Consider the following 17,446-nt stretch of genomic DNA (forward strand, 5'->3'; position numbering starts at 1 on the left):
CTAGTCGGTGTAGCAGAGACTACTCAATATTTCATCGGCGATAAGATCGACACTCTTGGAAGCATTGATAATGAGCCAGTCCCCTACGGGTTTACCACCACACATACCAACATAAAGACCTCGTAGTTCATCATTTGCCTGCTCAGTCAGTGTTTGCCTGTCTTCGAGCGTACAGTGGTTTCTATTATTAATTCTTGCAATGCGTTCATCCACAGGCAAATCAAGGTAGACTGTGAGATCTGGTGCGAGGAGTTCACTTTCGACCTCATCAAGTGTGTAGCATTGTCCATTGCTCATCCAGTGATGATACACTTGCGTCGACAACCAATAGCGGTCTACCACAACGTTTTGGCCTGAATCTATCAAACGTTGAGCTTCACTTGCTACGTTGAGCACGGTAGCCATATAGAACAACTGCCTCGCTTTGGTATTATGTTCGAACACCGTATCAAGTTGTTTTCGTACTTCTTTAAAACCCGCTCCTGGTGTCGTTAATAACTTCGCATTTAACTTTTCTGCTAAGTGCTTTGACACTGTAGATTTGCCACTTCCATCAAGACCTTCGATTACGATAAACATGCTGACTCCTCTAGGTTTGTTAGTTTCATGGCTAAATCTCTCATTGCCTTCCACTCATCTTTTGTGAAACTGTCGCTTTCGATAACATGTGGAATCCCCGAGTCGTCGATATGACCTTCTTTGATACCGAATACCTCTTTATCAGCGGCCAATTGCGTGCCTTCTAACAACATCAACGGAAATGCCTTTACATCTGAGACTCCCCTACGCTTAAGAAAATCAACGCTCTCGAAAAAACTTTCTAGCGTTTGCGTCGGTAACCCATAAATTAGACTGACCTCAAAAGACATATTCTTGTCCTGAAGCATGGAGATCGCCGAAGATACTTTCTCAATATTGTTGCGTCGATTGATTACTATTGATTCAGACTTGATTGCAGTCTGTAAACCAAATTCAAGATGAGTATTTAGTTTTGAAAATAACGCTAACAAGCGTTCATTTATGTCCTCAAAACGCACTTGAAAAACGAGTTCTGCTTCTAACCCAATTTCAATTGCATACTCCAAAATCTCATATGATCTTCGACCTTTTCGGAAGATTGGGTCTAGAACATTAATTCGCTGAACTTTTTTCTCTTTAAATAAGTCAAGTTCCTTTTTAATTGTTTCCATGGAGAAGTCATATACTTTGTTGCCTGCCACATCGCGATGGGCACAAAACGAACAAGCATAAAAGCAACCACGTTGAGTTTCCCAGTGCGCCATTGGTTGGTGTTCAGTAAGCTCTATCGAACCATTTAAGTATGGTGAATGGCGTGAAGCAAACTCAAACTTGTTGTTTAAAGTGAGTTTGCGGATCAATTTTTCCTGCATAAACGCTTCTGGCAAAGAGGCTTCTGCATAGCTGGGCAAATAGATATCACCACTAGGATAGAGTGCTTCACAGCTCGACTCATGAACCTGGTATCCTCCAAGAATAATGTTTCCCTTAAAGCCTTTATCTTTTAGTTGCGTGATCAAGGGCTCAATTAGCTCGGTGTTCCATACGTAACAACCTAAAGCTAACCCATCAATCTCTTCCAGCTTATGTTGAACATTAATTCTGTTTGCTATCTCTCCTGCTGACAGGCTAAGTGCCTTATTTTTATTCATATCAATTGACAGGTGCTCCGCAGTAAACTTCTTACCGTAATCCTTGTGCTGCCTGCACTCGGATAGAAGCACCCCTGCTGCAAAACTAGTCGCACTTTTACCTTTTTGGGTATAATCAAACGTAACTAGCAGGCATCTTTTATTCTTACTCATAACTAAATCCATAGTCCTATCTATGCAACAACCGCAAAGCTATGAAACTTACTTTTTCAAGCTTCGTACTCTCATAACCAATTAATAACACTATTAAAAATGCTTAAAGCGTTGCTCATAGCCTTGTCGTCGACAAAGCTTGAAAGTAAGTCGTTTGTTCCCTTTAGATAGGATTAAGCGAAAGCTGCGCCCAATTCTGAATCGAATCAGGGATGGATTAGATTTAATGTTTTTGCCGCCAAGCACAGTAAATGGCGTACCGTGAGCGATTGAGCTCACTACACTCAGTGTTTTTTTACGAGTCGAGTTTGGCAGATCGCGCCAGATTTTTTTGTCAACAAGACAGATACAGTCAGAGTTTGAGCTGGTCAGCTCAGGACTGCGTGGTTGGTATTTCAATACGATATTTTGCATTTAGACGTACCTTTTTTGTGTTGGTACGTCTATACGCATAGAAAAATGATTTTTTTCGCTTTTTATTTCAAGAAAGGCAACAAAACAATGTAACCCACTGATTTTGATTGATTTAAACTTGCAGTTAGATCATCATTTATCACATTACCATGTATAAATGTGAGCATTACAGCTCCTTCATCAGGTGAAAACTCCCACTTATCATCAGAAGTTATCCAGCCTTCTAAGTCCTCGTATCTATAGTGTATTTGAACCTGTGATTCAGCGTTGAACGACACTGTTTGCTCACCTTGAACCTCAATTAGCTGCTGATTTCCCCACTCGACGGTGATCAAAAGTTGTTCCTGTACCATTTCCGTATCATTTAATGATAAAGCTAAATCACCTAATAGATCATCATCACGCATCAGGGATACTATTGGAGAATTTATAGACTGTTTAACAAAGCACTTTGCTTGCTGATAATAGCGCACAAAATGTGGCCATTTGGCAGCAAAATAGCAAAACTGATCAAGATGCTCTCTACGCCTAACAGCTTCACTCCAGACTCGTTCACGCTCTGGATCTTTAACCAGTTCCTTCCAGTCATCAGTATTGCTGTTTCGACCTTGAACCATCTCATCCAATGAAAGTTTATCTAACGGCATTTTCTGCCTCCTTCTTCGTTGGAGATTTGAGCGCGGTGAGCTTATCTTTTAGCTCATCAATATTTGGATAATCTTTGCTCTTAATTTTATACTGATCCAATAGAGTCGTATTTCCTACAGATTTGAACAGTGCTAGGCATAAAGAGCTTGGTTCATCACTGTGTACCCTACAAAAGTAGTCAATGATTTTTGTCACAACCGATCTAACTTCACTAGTTGTATGATGAGACTCCCTCTCGTTTTTCTTCGCAGTGTACTGCGGCTTGTTTTCCCCTTTTGTTAAGTATTTACTCTTGTACAAGTGAAAACCTGGGATTTTCGACTCGATATCAAGGTACACACATAGATACCTAAATGAGGAGTCCACTTTGTATCTGGTAGTGCTTTTGTCAATACATCCCACAAATTCGGATTCAACGGGAGGCTCTACTTGGCCTAGTTCATCCAACAACTTCTTATTGGCCTGAAACCAAAAATAGACCATATTTGCTGCTACCATCCCACTATAGATTGCAAGGCAATATGAGATTTTATGCAAATCGATTTCAAAGGTACCTACTTCAGCCTGACTATCAGCTATATCAACCTCTTTATCTATCAATTGCTGAAGCCCAGAAAATGTTTTTCCTGACTTGAGTTTGCACCAGTAGTCTATTTGACTGAACAACTTGATATCACGTGGTATACCGTTAGGTAGCTTTTCGTTTTCAAAACCATCAGATAAAAACATATCAATTATCCGAGCTACTGCATTAGCCTGACTACCAAACATCAAGGATACCTTTCGCTCATCAAATACCTCCAATGCCTCATACAAGACCAACTCAATACATGGTCTATGCTGTTCAAGATACTGCTTGCGACCTTCAACGCTCCAGTCAGTTATTGGGAATAAATCATCAAACACGTCAAACATAATTTATAAATCCAGATTTTAATTTTTGTTTGGCTAAGCTGCTCTTTAGCTGATTTACTTCATCAACCGTGAGATCTACTTTATCTAAATAAACAGCTTGATTTATCTGTTCTGCAATGCCACAAAACCTTAAACCAGCCCAAGAAGAAGGGTGAAGGAATAACCTCTCGGCTCGTTTTAACTCATCTTCATTCCGCGACTCTTTTGTCTTCATTGGCCCTAATAAACCATCAAGAGATTCATTACATCCCAACGTATTGAGGTATGGCGACAACCCTAACTCTCTCATTTTGTTAAGTTCGGCTTTTGCTCCCTGTGAAACCCACCAGCGTTGAGCTGCAAGTAGAGCTTTTGATGGTGAAGTACCATTATTCACAAGTTGGTCATAGTAAGATTTGATATGTGCTGTAACAATATCTGGCAATGCCCACAATGACCCTATTGAACTCACTGCCCCCCACTCTATCATCCGCATGTCAAAACCAAATGCTTCGTTAACAGGGATAGAGAAGACACTCAGGGGGATATTACTACCGCTTTGACAAGCCCAAAACTCAACGCGCTCCATTCCAGCAATTTGGTTAAACAGCTCTAAGTCAATCATGTCGAAGTGTTTCGTTTTCAGATAAGGCCTATTAGGAAGTTCATGTGCACAATGGCCATAATAGGATATGACTTCACTGGTACGAACCACTTCAACAAAATCATCTTTTTGAACATCAGCCATGAGGCCTGAAGCGTGTTTGTTCGCTACATTGTGAAAACGTGTTTCACCGCCATTGATACATTTAGAACCATTACGCTTACTAAAGTGCGTCACATGGTTACAAAGATATAGAACTGTTGGAAGCCAATTGATCTCATCAACCAATGTATAAAGTTCTTCACCCTCAATTCCAGTAGCAGCCCACGGTATCTGCGATGCAAAAAAAGAGGTTAACAATCCTATGCGTTTACAGTCATCAGGTAATATTTCACGCCAGTTTATGAAATCTAGAACCCAAGTTCTAAGCCCCTCAGCGTTTCCTTTTACATATTCACCAATATCGTTAACTAAGTTTGTTGGTAAGCTAACACTATGACCTGTTACAACTAGTTTTCCAGCATTCATCATCGCGACCAAAATGAGTACGTCGTCGTAATTTGACTCAATGTCAACTCTGACCAAAGTCAAATTTGGGTTCTTGCATAAGGCTTCTTCAAAGTGCTCGAATTGAACTGAATAATCACTGTTTCTCCGCTTCAAAAATGCAGGGTCTAGCTCGTCAATTAAACTTTCAATCTTAAGAAAGTCAGTTAAACATTCATTTGATTTTTGTCGTAAAAATGCAATTGAATCTTTGTCATCTATCGCCCCCTTAAGCACCGCAGGATATAATGCAGGCTCGTAGAAGTAAGTAGATTCCCCCACTTCTTCTATGATTGAATCTTTCTGTGATCTTTCAAAAACCTCAGTTAGTGCTGCCTCAGCATCCTCTTCACTTAAATGCTCTAACATCAGCGCAAGTTCGTTCAGATTAAAATAAGTAGACCCCATCTGAAGTAAATCACTACGTAAAGGCAAACAAACTTTTTTTTCTGGGACTTGCCAATGTTTGTTTGCGCTTTCACAAAAACGTAGAGCACTACAATTTTCAAGTAACTTGAATGCAGCAGTTAAATCTTTCTGTTCCATTAGTATACGAGCAAGTCCTGAACATGTTCTTTGAACTAGATATGCTAATACATCGGCTTCTGCATCACTCTTGCAAGTTCGCCGAATTTCCATCAATTCATATTGCTTTTTGAATAGCTGCTTTAAGTTTTCAGGTGACGGTTTGGCTTTTGCTGTTCGCAAAAAGTAATCAATTTGTTGCTCAGGCCTTGCTATATCGACCTCAGGGTTAATTGTCATAATTTTAATAGGGTCAACTCCGAACCGAGGTGCTATATCTAAAATGGTCTCACATAGTTCTTTGTGTTTTGGGGAGTCTGAGAAATGCATCAACCTCGCAAAACTTAGTCCTAGACCTTGTTCTGGAGCCATAACATTCATAAAAGGTGGCAAATTGTAGTTCAGGTAGCCTAAGTACAATTCAACTGATTTCGCTTGTGACTCACATGCTTTCTGGTTAAGTCCTTGATCGAAAAGAACGCTCGCTAGATTAAAGTGGATAATTGAAAGCTGGCCATCTCTAATCACCTTAGGAATCTCACTATTAATTAATAAATCAATAGCTTGAATGTGAAGTGCCTTGGCCTTTTCTATGCAATCTAAATCTTTATCAGGCCAAAGATAATCATGTGCAGCCCTACGATAGACTACGGCTAACTGCGAGAGACTGGAAGCGTGCTTCTCAGGGATAAGCTGCCTTTGAGGAGTGTCTATTGCTCGATTAAAATACTGAATAGCCTTATTTAGGTTATGGTAAGTACCACCTGGTAGTTCAGTGTGATATGAAAAGTGCAAGACCCCTAAATCATGGCAAGTTGAAGCTCTTGCTAATGGCTCCTTAAGAGCGATCTTCAATGCTTTGGACAATAACCTCTCTGCTTTCGCGATAGATTTTGCATCTTTTGACTTTATGAGTTGCTTTGCGGTTTCAGTGAGATCGAACCATTTACGTGTTACACGACTACGAAGCTGTAGGTCTTGCATAGCACTGTACTCTATAGCTTGCTCAGTTTGTAAAGAGAAGAAACTCATTCACTTTCCTCATTAATATTATTTCCATTTTTGACAACCGTCTCTCTTACATTTCTGAAAGCTATATCTGTTGTATATCTAGGCTAACAGTTTGAATCAATTAAAAGTTTACTCTAACTCATAACACCATAATAACCAACTTGCATAAGATACCAACAAGGGTAACATTAAGACAGTCAAATAACTTCTGGGAAAGCATATGTATCAGGCACTTAAAGAGCGCCAACGTATAGAAAGAGACTCCTACCCTCAAGCGCTATCTCTTCGCGTCCATCGCGCACTTAGTTGGCTAAAAAAGGCTGAGATGTGTGATGATGACCACGACTCGAAATACATCTTTCTTTGGATTGCCTTCAACGCAGCATATGCTCAAGATTTCGAATACAAGGCTGATTTCGGTGAGCGAGGCCTATACCAAGAGTTTCTAGCCAAGGTCGTATCTTTAGATGGCGAAAATAAGCTGTCAGAAATAGTTTGGTCTCAATATTCATCTTCCATAAGGCTGATTCTAGATAATGAATTTATTCTCCAGTCATTTTGGAAGTATCACTCTGGTCTTATCACAGAGGAGCAATGGAAGAAAGAACGGTCGCAGGCTAAATCTATAGCCAATAAGGCGCTATCTGGAGGTGACACCGTCACTGTATTGAGTGTAATTTTCTCAAGGCTCTATACCCTTCGCAATCAATTGATGCATGGTGGTGCAACCTATAACAGCTCTGCAAATAGAGATCAAATCCGCGACTGTACTGCGTTACTCGAAAATGTTGTTCCAACAATTATTGAGATTATGATGGATGGGGCTGATGAGCTTTGGGGAGATGCGGTTTATCCTTTGGTATCAATCTAATAGGGTTAACCAACTCTCAATTCAATACACATAGACCATTTACCCTGATACTGAAGTTCAGCGGTGCGCTATTCACCAAACCTTCTACTCGCTAAAAAATTATATGACTCCAATCCCAAAACGAGTTTGTGGTTGATCTGAAGCCAGCCTACCGTGCAGTAAGCAAAGAGGCTGCTGAGATGGAGTTGGATCGATTAAAGTCGACATGGGCAATAAGCAAAGGCGTGTTTTCGTACGAAAATAGCTAGCTCAAACTGCTTTATGCTGGGATATTGAATGCTTCTAAAAAATGGACAATGCCAATCCAGAACTGGAACAAGGCATTTCCTCATCTTGCGATTCACTTCAATGGTCGCTTGGATGATGTCGTAGATCTTTAGCCAAAATTAACTGTCACAGAATTCTGACCGCACTTCGTTTTTTTTAACCAGGCTAGGCAGTTTTGGAAAACTCAAAAACCGTGGGCAATTTTTTTAGTGACCCAAACAATTACATCGAAATTCCTTGATAGCCCAATTGTCTTGTCCGCCTTGCTTTGGCTCCTCTTAATGGAGTTCTAGAGTTAACCGAGGCATCAATATGGAAGTTGTTCCACGACCCAATTACCATTTCCATAAGGTCTTCGCCCCGTTCGGCATCATGCTTCAACGCGACCTTGACATCATGCTCCTTTAAGATTTGATTTAGTTTCGCTTTGTCTTCAAGATTCTCAAGGTTGAGATCTAAACTACCAAAATCACCTGTCCGCTCTCTTTTGGCATCAGCAAGTTCTACCTCTAAGGTTTTGATTTTATTTTCTGCTTCTTCATATTTTTCCATCCAGCCTTTATTGTCTGGATACTTCAGCATGAAGTTCATAGCATTTTCTCGATCTGAATAAGACTCGGCTAGACGGTATTCGATTGCACCCAAATCGATTTCACGCTCTTCATCATGGCCTATATGCTTTAGAAGACCATAAACACAGGCTTCGACAGGGAAATATTTAACATTCTTCGCATTACACCTATCTGTAGAACGCTTGTTGTTACACTTCAAATAGGCGCGAACTTTTCCTCGTACTGACACACTTTGCTTATAGCTCATTTTGCGCCCACATTCAGCACAATATACGATGCCACTCAGAATATTCCTTACTACTGATACCCTACCCTTCGACTGTTTCTTGAATTTATGCTGACATGAGTAAAACAGTGATTCATCGATAATCGGAGGATAGTACATTTCACCATCTCGAAGCCCGATCACTGACTCACTCCGAAGATACCTGTTAATAGAACTTTCGGACAGAGGGCGATTTTCTGAAGAAATTATTAGCTCGCCTTTTTCGTCATATTTTTCTCGAACTAAGACAAGACTACCAATCTCATTGATTATCCTTTTGGCTCCTAACCCTTTGTGTTTGAGAGCAAATATTTTTTTAATAACTTCAACATTAACAGGGACTTTTTCATACCCACAACGATCACGAGTACGTCGTAACCAAATCGGTGTTTTTGCAGTAGTTTTCACACCTTTGCCAGCGAGAAGTTTGTTAGTTGCAATTATTCGCTCACTCTTCGTTGCACTCTCTTGGTGTGCTAAGAACAACCCTAACTCTAAGAGCACTCTCGCACTTACACCAGCAACGCCCTTCATTCCTTCTTCAAAAACTATGTTCCATTTAGTTATGGCAACCTTGATTTTCCTGCGTAGGATCTTATCAAAGTAATCTCGAACTACATCAGGTTCTGCTCGGCTAAATCTATCAATAAGCTCTATAACAATTATGTCACCTTCTCTTATAAAGCCCCTATCAATGTCCCTGAGGAGTCGCCCAAGTTCACCTTTTTCAATGTTTGCTTGGGTATAACCAGACCGTCCTTTATCTTCATAAACTTTACCCAAAGAGTATGCTTCATCACCATTTTCCAAAAGTGATTTATTGTGATTATCGATCCACTGCTGTGTAACTTCGTTCTGACGTTCAATCCCCTGTCCATCTATGGACTGCACTTTTTTAGAAACTCTATGATAGAGAAAATACCGACTCATTAGCCACTCCTACCTATTGTTAATTATGACTTTATCACAATCTATTAATAGAGTTCTATTATACAGTTGTCATTCGCAAACTGTGGTCTTCCATACCACATCGGTGGTGATATCCAAGAACGCAGCAAATTACTTCTGCAAACGCCTGAAAGTTTCTTAGCGCGTTTTAACGTCGATGTTCGTGTAATGAATGAAGTGATCTGTATCGACCGCCACAATAAATCGGTAACGGTGAAAAACTTAGTCGATGGTAGTGAGTACAGTGAAAGTTACGACTTTCTGCTACTTAGCCCAGGCGCAGGCCCTGTTGTTCCACCGATTCCGGGAATCGATAACCCACTGACTCATTCATTACGCAACATTCCGGATATGGATCGCATCATCCAAACGATCCAAATGAACAAACCTGAACACGCAACGGTTGTAGGTGGCGGTTTTATCGGACTTGAGATGATGGAAGCTTTCCATCAGCTGGGGATCAAAACCACATTGATTGAAATGGCAGACCAAGTCATGACGCCCGTTGACCGCGAAATGGCAGGTTTTGCTCACGCCGAAATTCGTCAAAAAGGTATCGATTTAAAGCTGGGCGTTGCACTTCAATCAGTCGAATACATCCCTAATGACCATATCGCTAGCGTTGGTTCAGGTGAAAGCGAAGAACACCAACACATTGAAGGTGAACTTAACTTAACGCTAAACAATGGCGAGTCGCTCACCACCGATATTCTGATTATGGCGATAGGCGTTCGACCAGAAACCAAACTCGCAGCAGAAGCTGGATTACAAATCGGCGAACTTGGTGGCATCTACACCAATGAGATGATGCAAACTAGCGACCCTGCTATTTACGCGGTTGGTGATGCAGTTGAAGAGAAAGATTTTGTCACCGGTGCACAAACGTTGGTTCCGTTGGCTGGCCCGGCTAACCGCCAAGGTCGTATGGCCGCAGACAATATGCTGGGACGTAACGAAACCTACCAAGGTACACAAGGCACCGCTATTTGTAAGATATTTGACCTAGCCGTCGCTTCTACTGGTAAAAACGAGAAGCAACTTAAGCGTGATGGCGTTGAGTACGAAAAGGTTTATGTGCATACCGCGAGTCACGCGAGTTACTACCCTGGCGCAGAAATTGTGTCGTTCAAAATGTTGTTTGATCCGAAAACTGGCAAGATTTTCGGCGCGCAAGCGGTTGGTAAAGACGGCGTAGATAAACGTATTGATGTTATGGCAGTTGCCCAACGAGCGGGCATGACGGTTGAACAGTTGCAACACCTCGAGTTGACTTACGCACCACCATACGGCAGCGCAAAAGACGTCATCAACCAAGCGGCATTTGTCGCGAACAACCTAATTAAAGGCGACGCGAAAGCCATTCATTACGATGAAATCTGTGACTTAACCGAAGATCAGATTTTACTAGATGTCCGCAACCCAGGCGAATTAGAAGCGGTCGGTTGTTTAGAGGGAGCTATCAACATCCCCGTTGACCAACTACGCCAACGTATGGACGAGTTACCAAAAGACAAAGAGATCATTATCTACTGTCAGGTCGGCTTACGCGGTAATGTCACTTATCGTCAGTTAGTCAACAACGGTTACAAGGCTCGTAACCTAATTGGTGGCTACCGTACTTACAAGTTTGCTCAAGCTTAAGCAACCAACTGTAAAATAATAAAAAACAATGGGGACGAATCATTTCGTCCCCGTTTACTTTTTTCTACATTTTCTGGTTTAGCACATCAATTTGAAGTGACTCGAAAGAGTCAGTCGAGTCGATGGAGACTCAACATCAAATGCTGGAAAGAATGTGCCACTCTGACAAATCCAAAATCTATTCTCACACTTCAATCAATCTCATCCTGCTAGCTTTGTATCGCTACACCTTCTGATGTAGCCAATTAGCCACAATAAGGATGAATAATGAAATCGAATATAACACTTCCATTGTTGAGTTTAAGCGCTCTAGCGGCACTTAGCTCATTCAATGCCAATGCTCATGGCTGGGTAGAGTTTCCGAATGCACGTCAAAACATCTGTTATCTAGATGGCGGCTTCTGGACAAACGAAATCCCCAACCCAGCATGCCAAGCCGCTTATGACGAGTCAGGCGCACACCCATTTGTTCAGCGCTCTGAAATTTCAGCTAACGTTGCAAACTATCGCGATATTAGCCATGTGCAAGCGGTAGTGCGCGACGGCGAACTGTGTTCTGCTGGCGACGCGTCGAAAAGTGGTTTAAATATCCCATCACCGTACTGGCAACGCACCAATGTCACGTTAGATGCCAACAATCAAATTGAACTGGCATTTTACGGCAAAGCCCCACATAACCCGTCTTACTGGGAGTTCTATTTAACCAAGCCAACTTATGATGCAACGCAGCCTTTAACTTGGAACGACCTAGAACTGATCGATACCGCAGGTGACGTAATCATCGGTGAAGACAAACGCTACCGAATGAAAGTTACCTTCCCTTCCGAGCGTAGCGGTGACGCTATTCTTTACACTCGTTGGCAACGCGTGGACGCCGGAGGTGAAGGATTCTACAACTGCAGTGACATTACGCTTGATGGTACAGGAACGACGCCGACCGATCCTGTCGATCCTGTTGAACCCGGCAACAACTTAACGTCTTTAGGTTACTTTGTTCCTCAAGGCTTTGGCCCTGTTGAATCAGGCGATACAGTCCGCTTTAGAACCTTTAACGCGACAGGTACAGAGGTTGTCGATATTTCGTTGGCGATCACCGCCAATAACACCGAGACTTGGGCAGGTGAAATTGCTGACCAATTTAACTCTCAACAAACTGGTGATTGGTACGTTGGTATTTGGCATCAAGAAATGAGCCATTACATGTTTGACTCAAGCAACGTACACGCAAACCAAGTACTAGCGCCAAACGATACATACAGCTATGCACTTTCGCTTATCAAAGCAGATGTTCCGCCGCCAGTTGAACCGGATAATCTATGGCAACCGGACTCAATCTATAATCAGGGCGATGTTGTGACCCACAACGGACAACAATGGACGGCTCAATGGTGGACTAGAGGCGACGAACCTGGCACGACTGGTCAATGGGGAGTATGGCGTTAACTCTCTAAAAATAATAAAAAAGCCTCTCTCTGTTTTAAAGAGAGGCTTTTAAAATTGCCAAATATCTTTTGTCAGAAAGCACTTAATTTTAATTCAACACTCATTACAAACTCTAAATTATTTCAGTAATTATCTATTTGAAAAATAACATTTCCTATCTATGAATAAGTAAACATTCTGCTCTGTAACTTAAGGATTTCAAATACCACAAATAAACTGTGAGTTTCACTTATTTCTCAAATGATATAAAATTCATCCTATTATTGCTTAGTTTTTACATTTAATTTTTAAACAAACATTTTAATTCAAAGACTTAATTGTAAGTACGATAAAAACTACTTAGTAGCTAGCAACCTAAAAATGCAGCGTTGTGCATAGTGGTCGCTATGAAAATGACTCGTTCATCTCAATCGATGGCACTTAGCCTCATTTCATAGTGTAATGTAGAATAAAATTAAGAAAACCAAACATGAAAGCGTTAACTGTACTGTTATTTGTAACGACGCTAGGTCTGTCGTTACCTTGCTTTTCGCAAACCTCAAAAGAGAAAAACCAAAATAGTTATATTACTCAAACTATTGAAAACACATATAAACAAGCACAACTTGAAGGGATTATTGATTTTCAATTATTCAGCGACGCTTACCTTGCTTATAAAGAGACGCCTGACCGAAGAAAGTCCTTATTAACCATCATCGATTACAGCAAACCTTCAACCGAGAAACGTTTTTACGTTGTTGATCTAGAAAAGAAACAACTAATATTTAACACCTATGTGGCGCACGGCGTTAATAGCGGAGAAAAAGTCGCAAAACGCTTTTCTAATATTATCAACTCGAGAAAAACATCTTTAGGTACGTTTCTCACCGACACAACCTATTACGGCTCGAATGGGTATTCACTTCGCCTTGATGGGCTAACCAGTGGAGTCAACGACAAAGCTCGCGAACGCTACATTGTTATTCACGGCGCGGATTACGCCAATGAGTCATTCATCAAGCAGCACGGTTATTTGGGCCGCAGTTGGGGATGCCCTGCACTGCCGACTAAGTTGTCGCATGAAATCATCGACACCATTAAAGGCGGCAGCGTGATCTACGCCAGCGCGTAAGCATTTTTCTAATCAAATCGAAAACGGCTGATAGGTAACTATCAGCCGTTTTGTTTTACTCTACTTCAGAAAGTGGAATCGCATCTGACGTTGATTTCTCTAGTTTGATCGCAATGAACTTGGATGTCGGAGTAAAGGTTCTTTCACCATAACTATCGAGCGGAACCAATGGGTTGGTCTCTGGATAGTACGCCGCAGCCTGCCCTTTCGGAATATCATAAGCCACAAGTGTGAAGCCTTTCACTTTGCGTTCGACACCATCTTCCCACAAAGAAACCATGTCCACTTTATCACCCGGTTGAAACCCTAGCTTGAGGATATCGGCTTCGTTGATAAAAAGAACTTCGCGCATTCCAAACACACCTCGGTAGCGGTCATTCAAGCCATACAACGTAGTATTGTATTGATCGTGTGAACGCATAGTCTGCAAAATCAAATCAGGCTTGTTACCGCTTTCCAATAGCGCTTCGCTGATTAGCTGCTTTGGCAGTTCACTTGAACTGAACTGAGCCTTGCCACTCACTGTGTTCCATTTTCTCTCTGCCGCCGGATTCACCAAGTGGAAACCTCCGGGTTGTTCGAGTTTCTCATTAAAGCCTTTAAAACCGGGAATCGTTTCGGAAATCAGATTGCGAATACGACGGTAGTCTTCAATCACCCAGTTCCAGTCGATTGGATGATGACCAAGTGTTGCGTTGGCAATGCCCGCAATAATCGCCGGTTCTGAACGTAACTGCTCTGAGCGCGGCTTTAACTGACCATAAGAGATGTGGACCATGCTAAACGTATCTTCCACCGTTACGCCTTGTGGACCGCTAGCTTGCTTATCGATCTCTGTTCGACCAAGACACGGAAGAATCAACGCATCTTTACCTGTCACCAAGTGCGAGCGATTCAGTTTGGTTGAGATATGCACGGTTAAATCGCAATTCTTCATCGCTTGATGCGTACGTTCAGTATCTGGTGTTGCTTGAGCAAAGTTGCCGCCTAAACCGATAAAGACTTTGGATTGTTTCTGCTCCATCGCCATGATCGCTTGAACCGTGTTGTGACCGACTTCGCGTGGTACTTTGAAGTTAAACTGACGCTCGATACTATCAAGTAGCTGAGCAGATGGCTTTTCATCGATACCCATCGTACGGTCACCCTGCACATTGCTGTGACCACGTACCGGAGATAACCCTGCCCCTGGCTTACCAACGTTACCTCGTAACATTTGCACATTCGCCACCTCTTTAATAGTCTGCACGGAATGGCGATGTTGAGTTAATCCCATTGCCCAGCACATAATGACGCGTTCCGAGCGTCGGTACATGCTAGCCACCATTTCGATTTCACTCAGTTCAAGTCCAGATTGCTTGGCGATGTGCTCCCAAGACGTGGCATCAATTTCTGCTAGATAATCATCGATACCTGTGGTGTGTTGGCTAATAAACTCACGGTCAAATACCGCTTTGCCGTTTGATGCCAACGCCTCTCGTTCCCATTGCAACAAGAACTTGGCAATGCCACGAAATACTGCCATATCACCACCCAACGCAGGTCTTAAGTAGGCGGTATTGGTCGGTTTTGAACCATTGCGAAGCATCTCTATTGGCACTTGCGGGTTCTGAAAGCGCTCTAATCCACGTTCTTTAAGCGGGTTCAAGCAGATCACTTGCGCACCACGTTTTACTGCTTCTCGCAATGGTTCCAGCATACGCGGATGGTTAGTTCCTGGATTCTGACCAATCACAAAAATGGCGTCTGCCTTTTCGAAATCATCAAAGATCACCGTACCTTTGCCAACACCGATTGTGTCTTTCATGCCTATGGCACTGGCTTCATGGCACATGTTTGAACAATCAGGGAAATTGTTGGTACCAAACGCACGAACAAATAGCTGGTACAAAAACGCCGCTTCATTACTTGCGCGGCCAGAGGTATAAAACTCGGCTTGATGAGGCGACTCCAGCTGCTTTAAGTGTTTCGCAACGAGTTCAAACGCTTCATTCCATTCGATAGGAACATAGTGGTCACTGGAAGCGTCATACTTCATTGGATGAGTAATGCGGCCTTGGTATTCAAGCCAATAATCGGACTGAGTCAGCAGAGAGCTAACGCTATGGTTGGCGAAAAATTCTGGATCAACAAAGCGGTTCGTTGCTTCCCAGTTCACCGCTTTAGCGCCATTCTCACAGAAATTTACTTTCCCGCTTTCTGGCGACTCCCCCCATGCACATCCAGGGCAATCAAAGCCACCATTTTGGTTAGTCTTAAGCATGGTACGGATGTTCTTGACCGCATTTTCACTGCCCCACCAACTCTTAGTGACGGCTTTTAACGCTCCCCAACCACCAGCTGGGCCTTTGTATTGCTTGATTTGTTCTTTATGGCTCACGACTTTACTCCTCACGAACATGAACAACAGCAAACAGGTGACCGGTGGTAACAGGCGCGTTATTAAATAATGCGGAAGTAGCGGAACGGTTATTTATAATTGAGAATTTTGCCTGTCTACTGTTTTGAATACTTGAGATAGATTGGCGCGAGTTGCGCCTTGATCTAAATCAAGGTTATGTGCATAAACAGTATGCGTCCAATTGATATTGCCGAATGAGTGATAAACAAAATCTATGATGAAAATTCATCACTCGCATTTTAGCGGTCTTCAAATTCTAGTGATAAATAAACACTATTGCCGCATAGCATTCATCGCCTATATCTCGCTCTATTCTGAGATAAAGCTCAGTAAATTCGAGATTAAAAGCAATAGACACCATCTATCACACTATAGATAGTTTATATTTGACCACTCTAACCACTCGGCTTAACCTTGATTTAGATCAATTTTAGTTAACACTTTGCTCTTGACGGAGAAAGTGAAAAATCGTTGTTCTGCATGAATTGGACACGATGAAGCATAGAGTCATCAATTTTATCTATTTAAGTTCAACGTCGGTTTATAGGTGATTGTCAGCGGTCATGGATATCAAACAACTCAAATACCTTATTGCACTCGACCAAACCAAACATTTCGGTCAAGCGGCTGCATTGTGTCATATCACCCAACCGACTCTGTCTATGCGAATTAGACGCTTGGAAGAAGAGTTGGATTTGGAGCTGATTACGCGCAGCCAACGCTTTGAAGGATTTACCGAGGCCGGAGAGCGAATTCTCGCGTGGGCGAAAACCGTACTTGCCGCGCACGACGGTTTACAAGCGGAAGCAGCAAACTGCCGCGGGCAACTCGTTGGTTCGCTGCGTATTGGTATGGTCCCACTGGCAAGTCAAAATCCCATGCAGTTGATTCAGCCGTTGGCAAAGATGTTCCCTGAGCTGCGCTTTCAAGTCTTATCCATGACGTCAGAACAGATCATTGACCAACTGAATCGTAATCAGTTGGATTTAGGCATGTGTTACGTCGACCAAGTTAACACGGCTTACTTTGACGTTATAGAAATGAATTCAACCGATTTAGGTGTGCTCTATGACCGTCGTTTTTTTGATTTTGCCGAGCAAGAAGTGTTGTGGGAATCACTTAATAACATTCCTCTTGGACTTTTATCCAAAGGGATGCACTATCGCCATTCAATTGACTTGAGTTTCGGCAGTAAAGGGCTAGTGCCGCAAACCGTGATTGAAAGCAACTCAACATTCCATTTGATTCAAGCCGTCACTAGCGGTCTGTGCTGCGCCATTATGCCGCTAAATTCAGGGCTTGAAGAACTAAACGAACAACTGAGTATTGTGCCAATTGAAAAGGCGGTTGTGCACTCGCCGCTTGGTCTATTAAAGCGTAAGCAAGAGCCTTACTCAGCAATGACTGATCAATGCTTCGCCGAAGCAAGAAGCATATTTAATCAATAGTTTAACGTCACCAT

General features: G+C 42.3%; 12 protein-coding genes and 2 pseudogenes. 6 read left to right on the forward strand and 8 right to left on the reverse strand.

Annotated features, from left to right (window positions below):
• The 6 genes from HCZ42_RS03455 to HCZ42_RS03480 all read right to left on the reverse strand — a co-directional run bounded on the left by HCZ42_RS03455 (nucleotide 1) and on the right by HCZ42_RS03480 (nucleotide 6,486).
• Nucleotides 1-579: a dTMP kinase gene (locus HCZ42_RS03455; protein WP_167419358.1), complete on the reverse strand. Its 579-nt coding sequence runs from the start codon at nucleotides 577-579 to the stop codon at nucleotides 1-3.
• Nucleotides 567-1,823 (reverse strand): B12-binding domain-containing radical SAM protein, encoded by a 1,257-nt coding sequence (locus tag HCZ42_RS03460; RefSeq protein ID WP_167419359.1) that lies wholly within the window; start codon nucleotides 1,821-1,823, stop codon nucleotides 567-569. Before HCZ42_RS03460 ends, HCZ42_RS03455 begins: the two co-directional genes overlap by 13 nt.
• Before the next feature lie 93 nt (nucleotides 1,824-1,916).
• Entirely contained in the window at nucleotides 1,917-2,237 is a 321-nt protein-coding gene (locus HCZ42_RS03465; protein WP_109173710.1) for a ParE family toxin-like protein, read from the reverse strand.
• 62 nt (nucleotides 2,238-2,299) lie between these two features.
• A complete protein-coding gene (locus HCZ42_RS03470) occupies nucleotides 2,300-2,884 on the reverse strand; it encodes a hypothetical protein (RefSeq protein WP_167419360.1) in 585 nt (194 codons plus the stop codon).
• The gene (locus tag HCZ42_RS03475) at nucleotides 2,871-3,800 is read right to left on the reverse strand and encodes a hypothetical protein (RefSeq protein ID WP_167419361.1); all 930 of its coding nucleotides are present in this window, start codon (nucleotides 3,798-3,800) and stop codon (nucleotides 2,871-2,873) included. Before HCZ42_RS03475 ends, HCZ42_RS03470 begins: the two co-directional genes overlap by 14 nt.
• Nucleotides 3,793-6,486: a CHAT domain-containing protein gene (locus HCZ42_RS03480; RefSeq protein ID WP_167419362.1), complete on the reverse strand. Its 2,694-nt coding sequence runs from the start codon at nucleotides 6,484-6,486 to the stop codon at nucleotides 3,793-3,795. Before HCZ42_RS03480 ends, HCZ42_RS03475 begins: the two co-directional genes overlap by 8 nt.
• Nucleotides 6,487-6,685: 199 nt before the next feature.
• Here HCZ42_RS03480 and HCZ42_RS03485 point away from each other — a divergent pair, with 199 nt between their 5' ends.
• On the forward strand, nucleotides 6,686-7,336 hold the full coding sequence (locus tag HCZ42_RS03485) for a HEPN domain-containing protein (RefSeq protein ID WP_167419363.1): 651 nt from the start codon (nucleotides 6,686-6,688) through the stop codon (nucleotides 7,334-7,336).
• Between the two features lie 218 nt (nucleotides 7,337-7,554).
• Nucleotides 7,555-7,716 (forward strand): annotated as a pseudogene (locus HCZ42_RS22175) (IS256 family transposase); the annotation flags it as partial.
• A gap of 109 nt (nucleotides 7,717-7,825) precedes the next feature.
• On the opposite strand, the gene HCZ42_RS03490 reads toward HCZ42_RS22175, so the two are convergent.
• Entirely contained in the window at nucleotides 7,826-9,370 is a 1,545-nt protein-coding gene (locus HCZ42_RS03490) for a recombinase family protein (protein WP_167419364.1), read from the reverse strand.
• Nucleotides 9,371-9,436: 66 nt separating this feature from the next.
• Between HCZ42_RS03490 and HCZ42_RS03495 the strand changes: the two are divergent.
• The 3 genes and pseudogenes from HCZ42_RS03495 to HCZ42_RS03505 all read left to right on the forward strand — a co-directional run.
• Nucleotides 9,437-11,029: pseudogene (locus HCZ42_RS03495) on the forward strand (FAD-dependent oxidoreductase); the annotation flags it as partial.
• A gap of 267 nt (nucleotides 11,030-11,296) precedes the next feature.
• The gene (locus tag HCZ42_RS03500; RefSeq protein WP_167419366.1) at nucleotides 11,297-12,472 is read left to right on the forward strand and encodes a lytic polysaccharide monooxygenase; all 1,176 of its coding nucleotides are present in this window, start codon (nucleotides 11,297-11,299) and stop codon (nucleotides 12,470-12,472) included.
• Nucleotides 12,473-12,941: 469 nt separating this feature from the next.
• Entirely contained in the window at nucleotides 12,942-13,583 is a 642-nt protein-coding gene (locus HCZ42_RS03505; protein ID WP_167419367.1) for a murein L,D-transpeptidase catalytic domain family protein, read from the forward strand.
• A 55-nt stretch (nucleotides 13,584-13,638) separates the two neighbouring features.
• Here HCZ42_RS03505 and HCZ42_RS03510 read toward each other — a convergent pair whose 3' ends face one another.
• Entirely contained in the window at nucleotides 13,639-15,963 is a 2,325-nt protein-coding gene (locus HCZ42_RS03510; RefSeq protein ID WP_167419368.1) for an FdhF/YdeP family oxidoreductase, read from the reverse strand.
• A gap of 584 nt (nucleotides 15,964-16,547) precedes the next feature.
• Between HCZ42_RS03510 and HCZ42_RS03515 the strand changes: the two genes are divergently transcribed.
• On the forward strand, nucleotides 16,548-17,432 hold the full coding sequence (locus tag HCZ42_RS03515) for a LysR family transcriptional regulator (protein WP_167419369.1): 885 nt from the start codon (nucleotides 16,548-16,550) through the stop codon (nucleotides 17,430-17,432).
• Nucleotides 17,433-17,446 lie beyond the last annotated feature (14 nt).

The sequence above is a fragment of the Vibrio hepatarius genome (genome assembly GCF_011806575.1).
Taxonomy (GTDB): domain Bacteria; phylum Pseudomonadota; class Gammaproteobacteria; order Enterobacterales; family Vibrionaceae; genus Vibrio; species Vibrio hepatarius_A.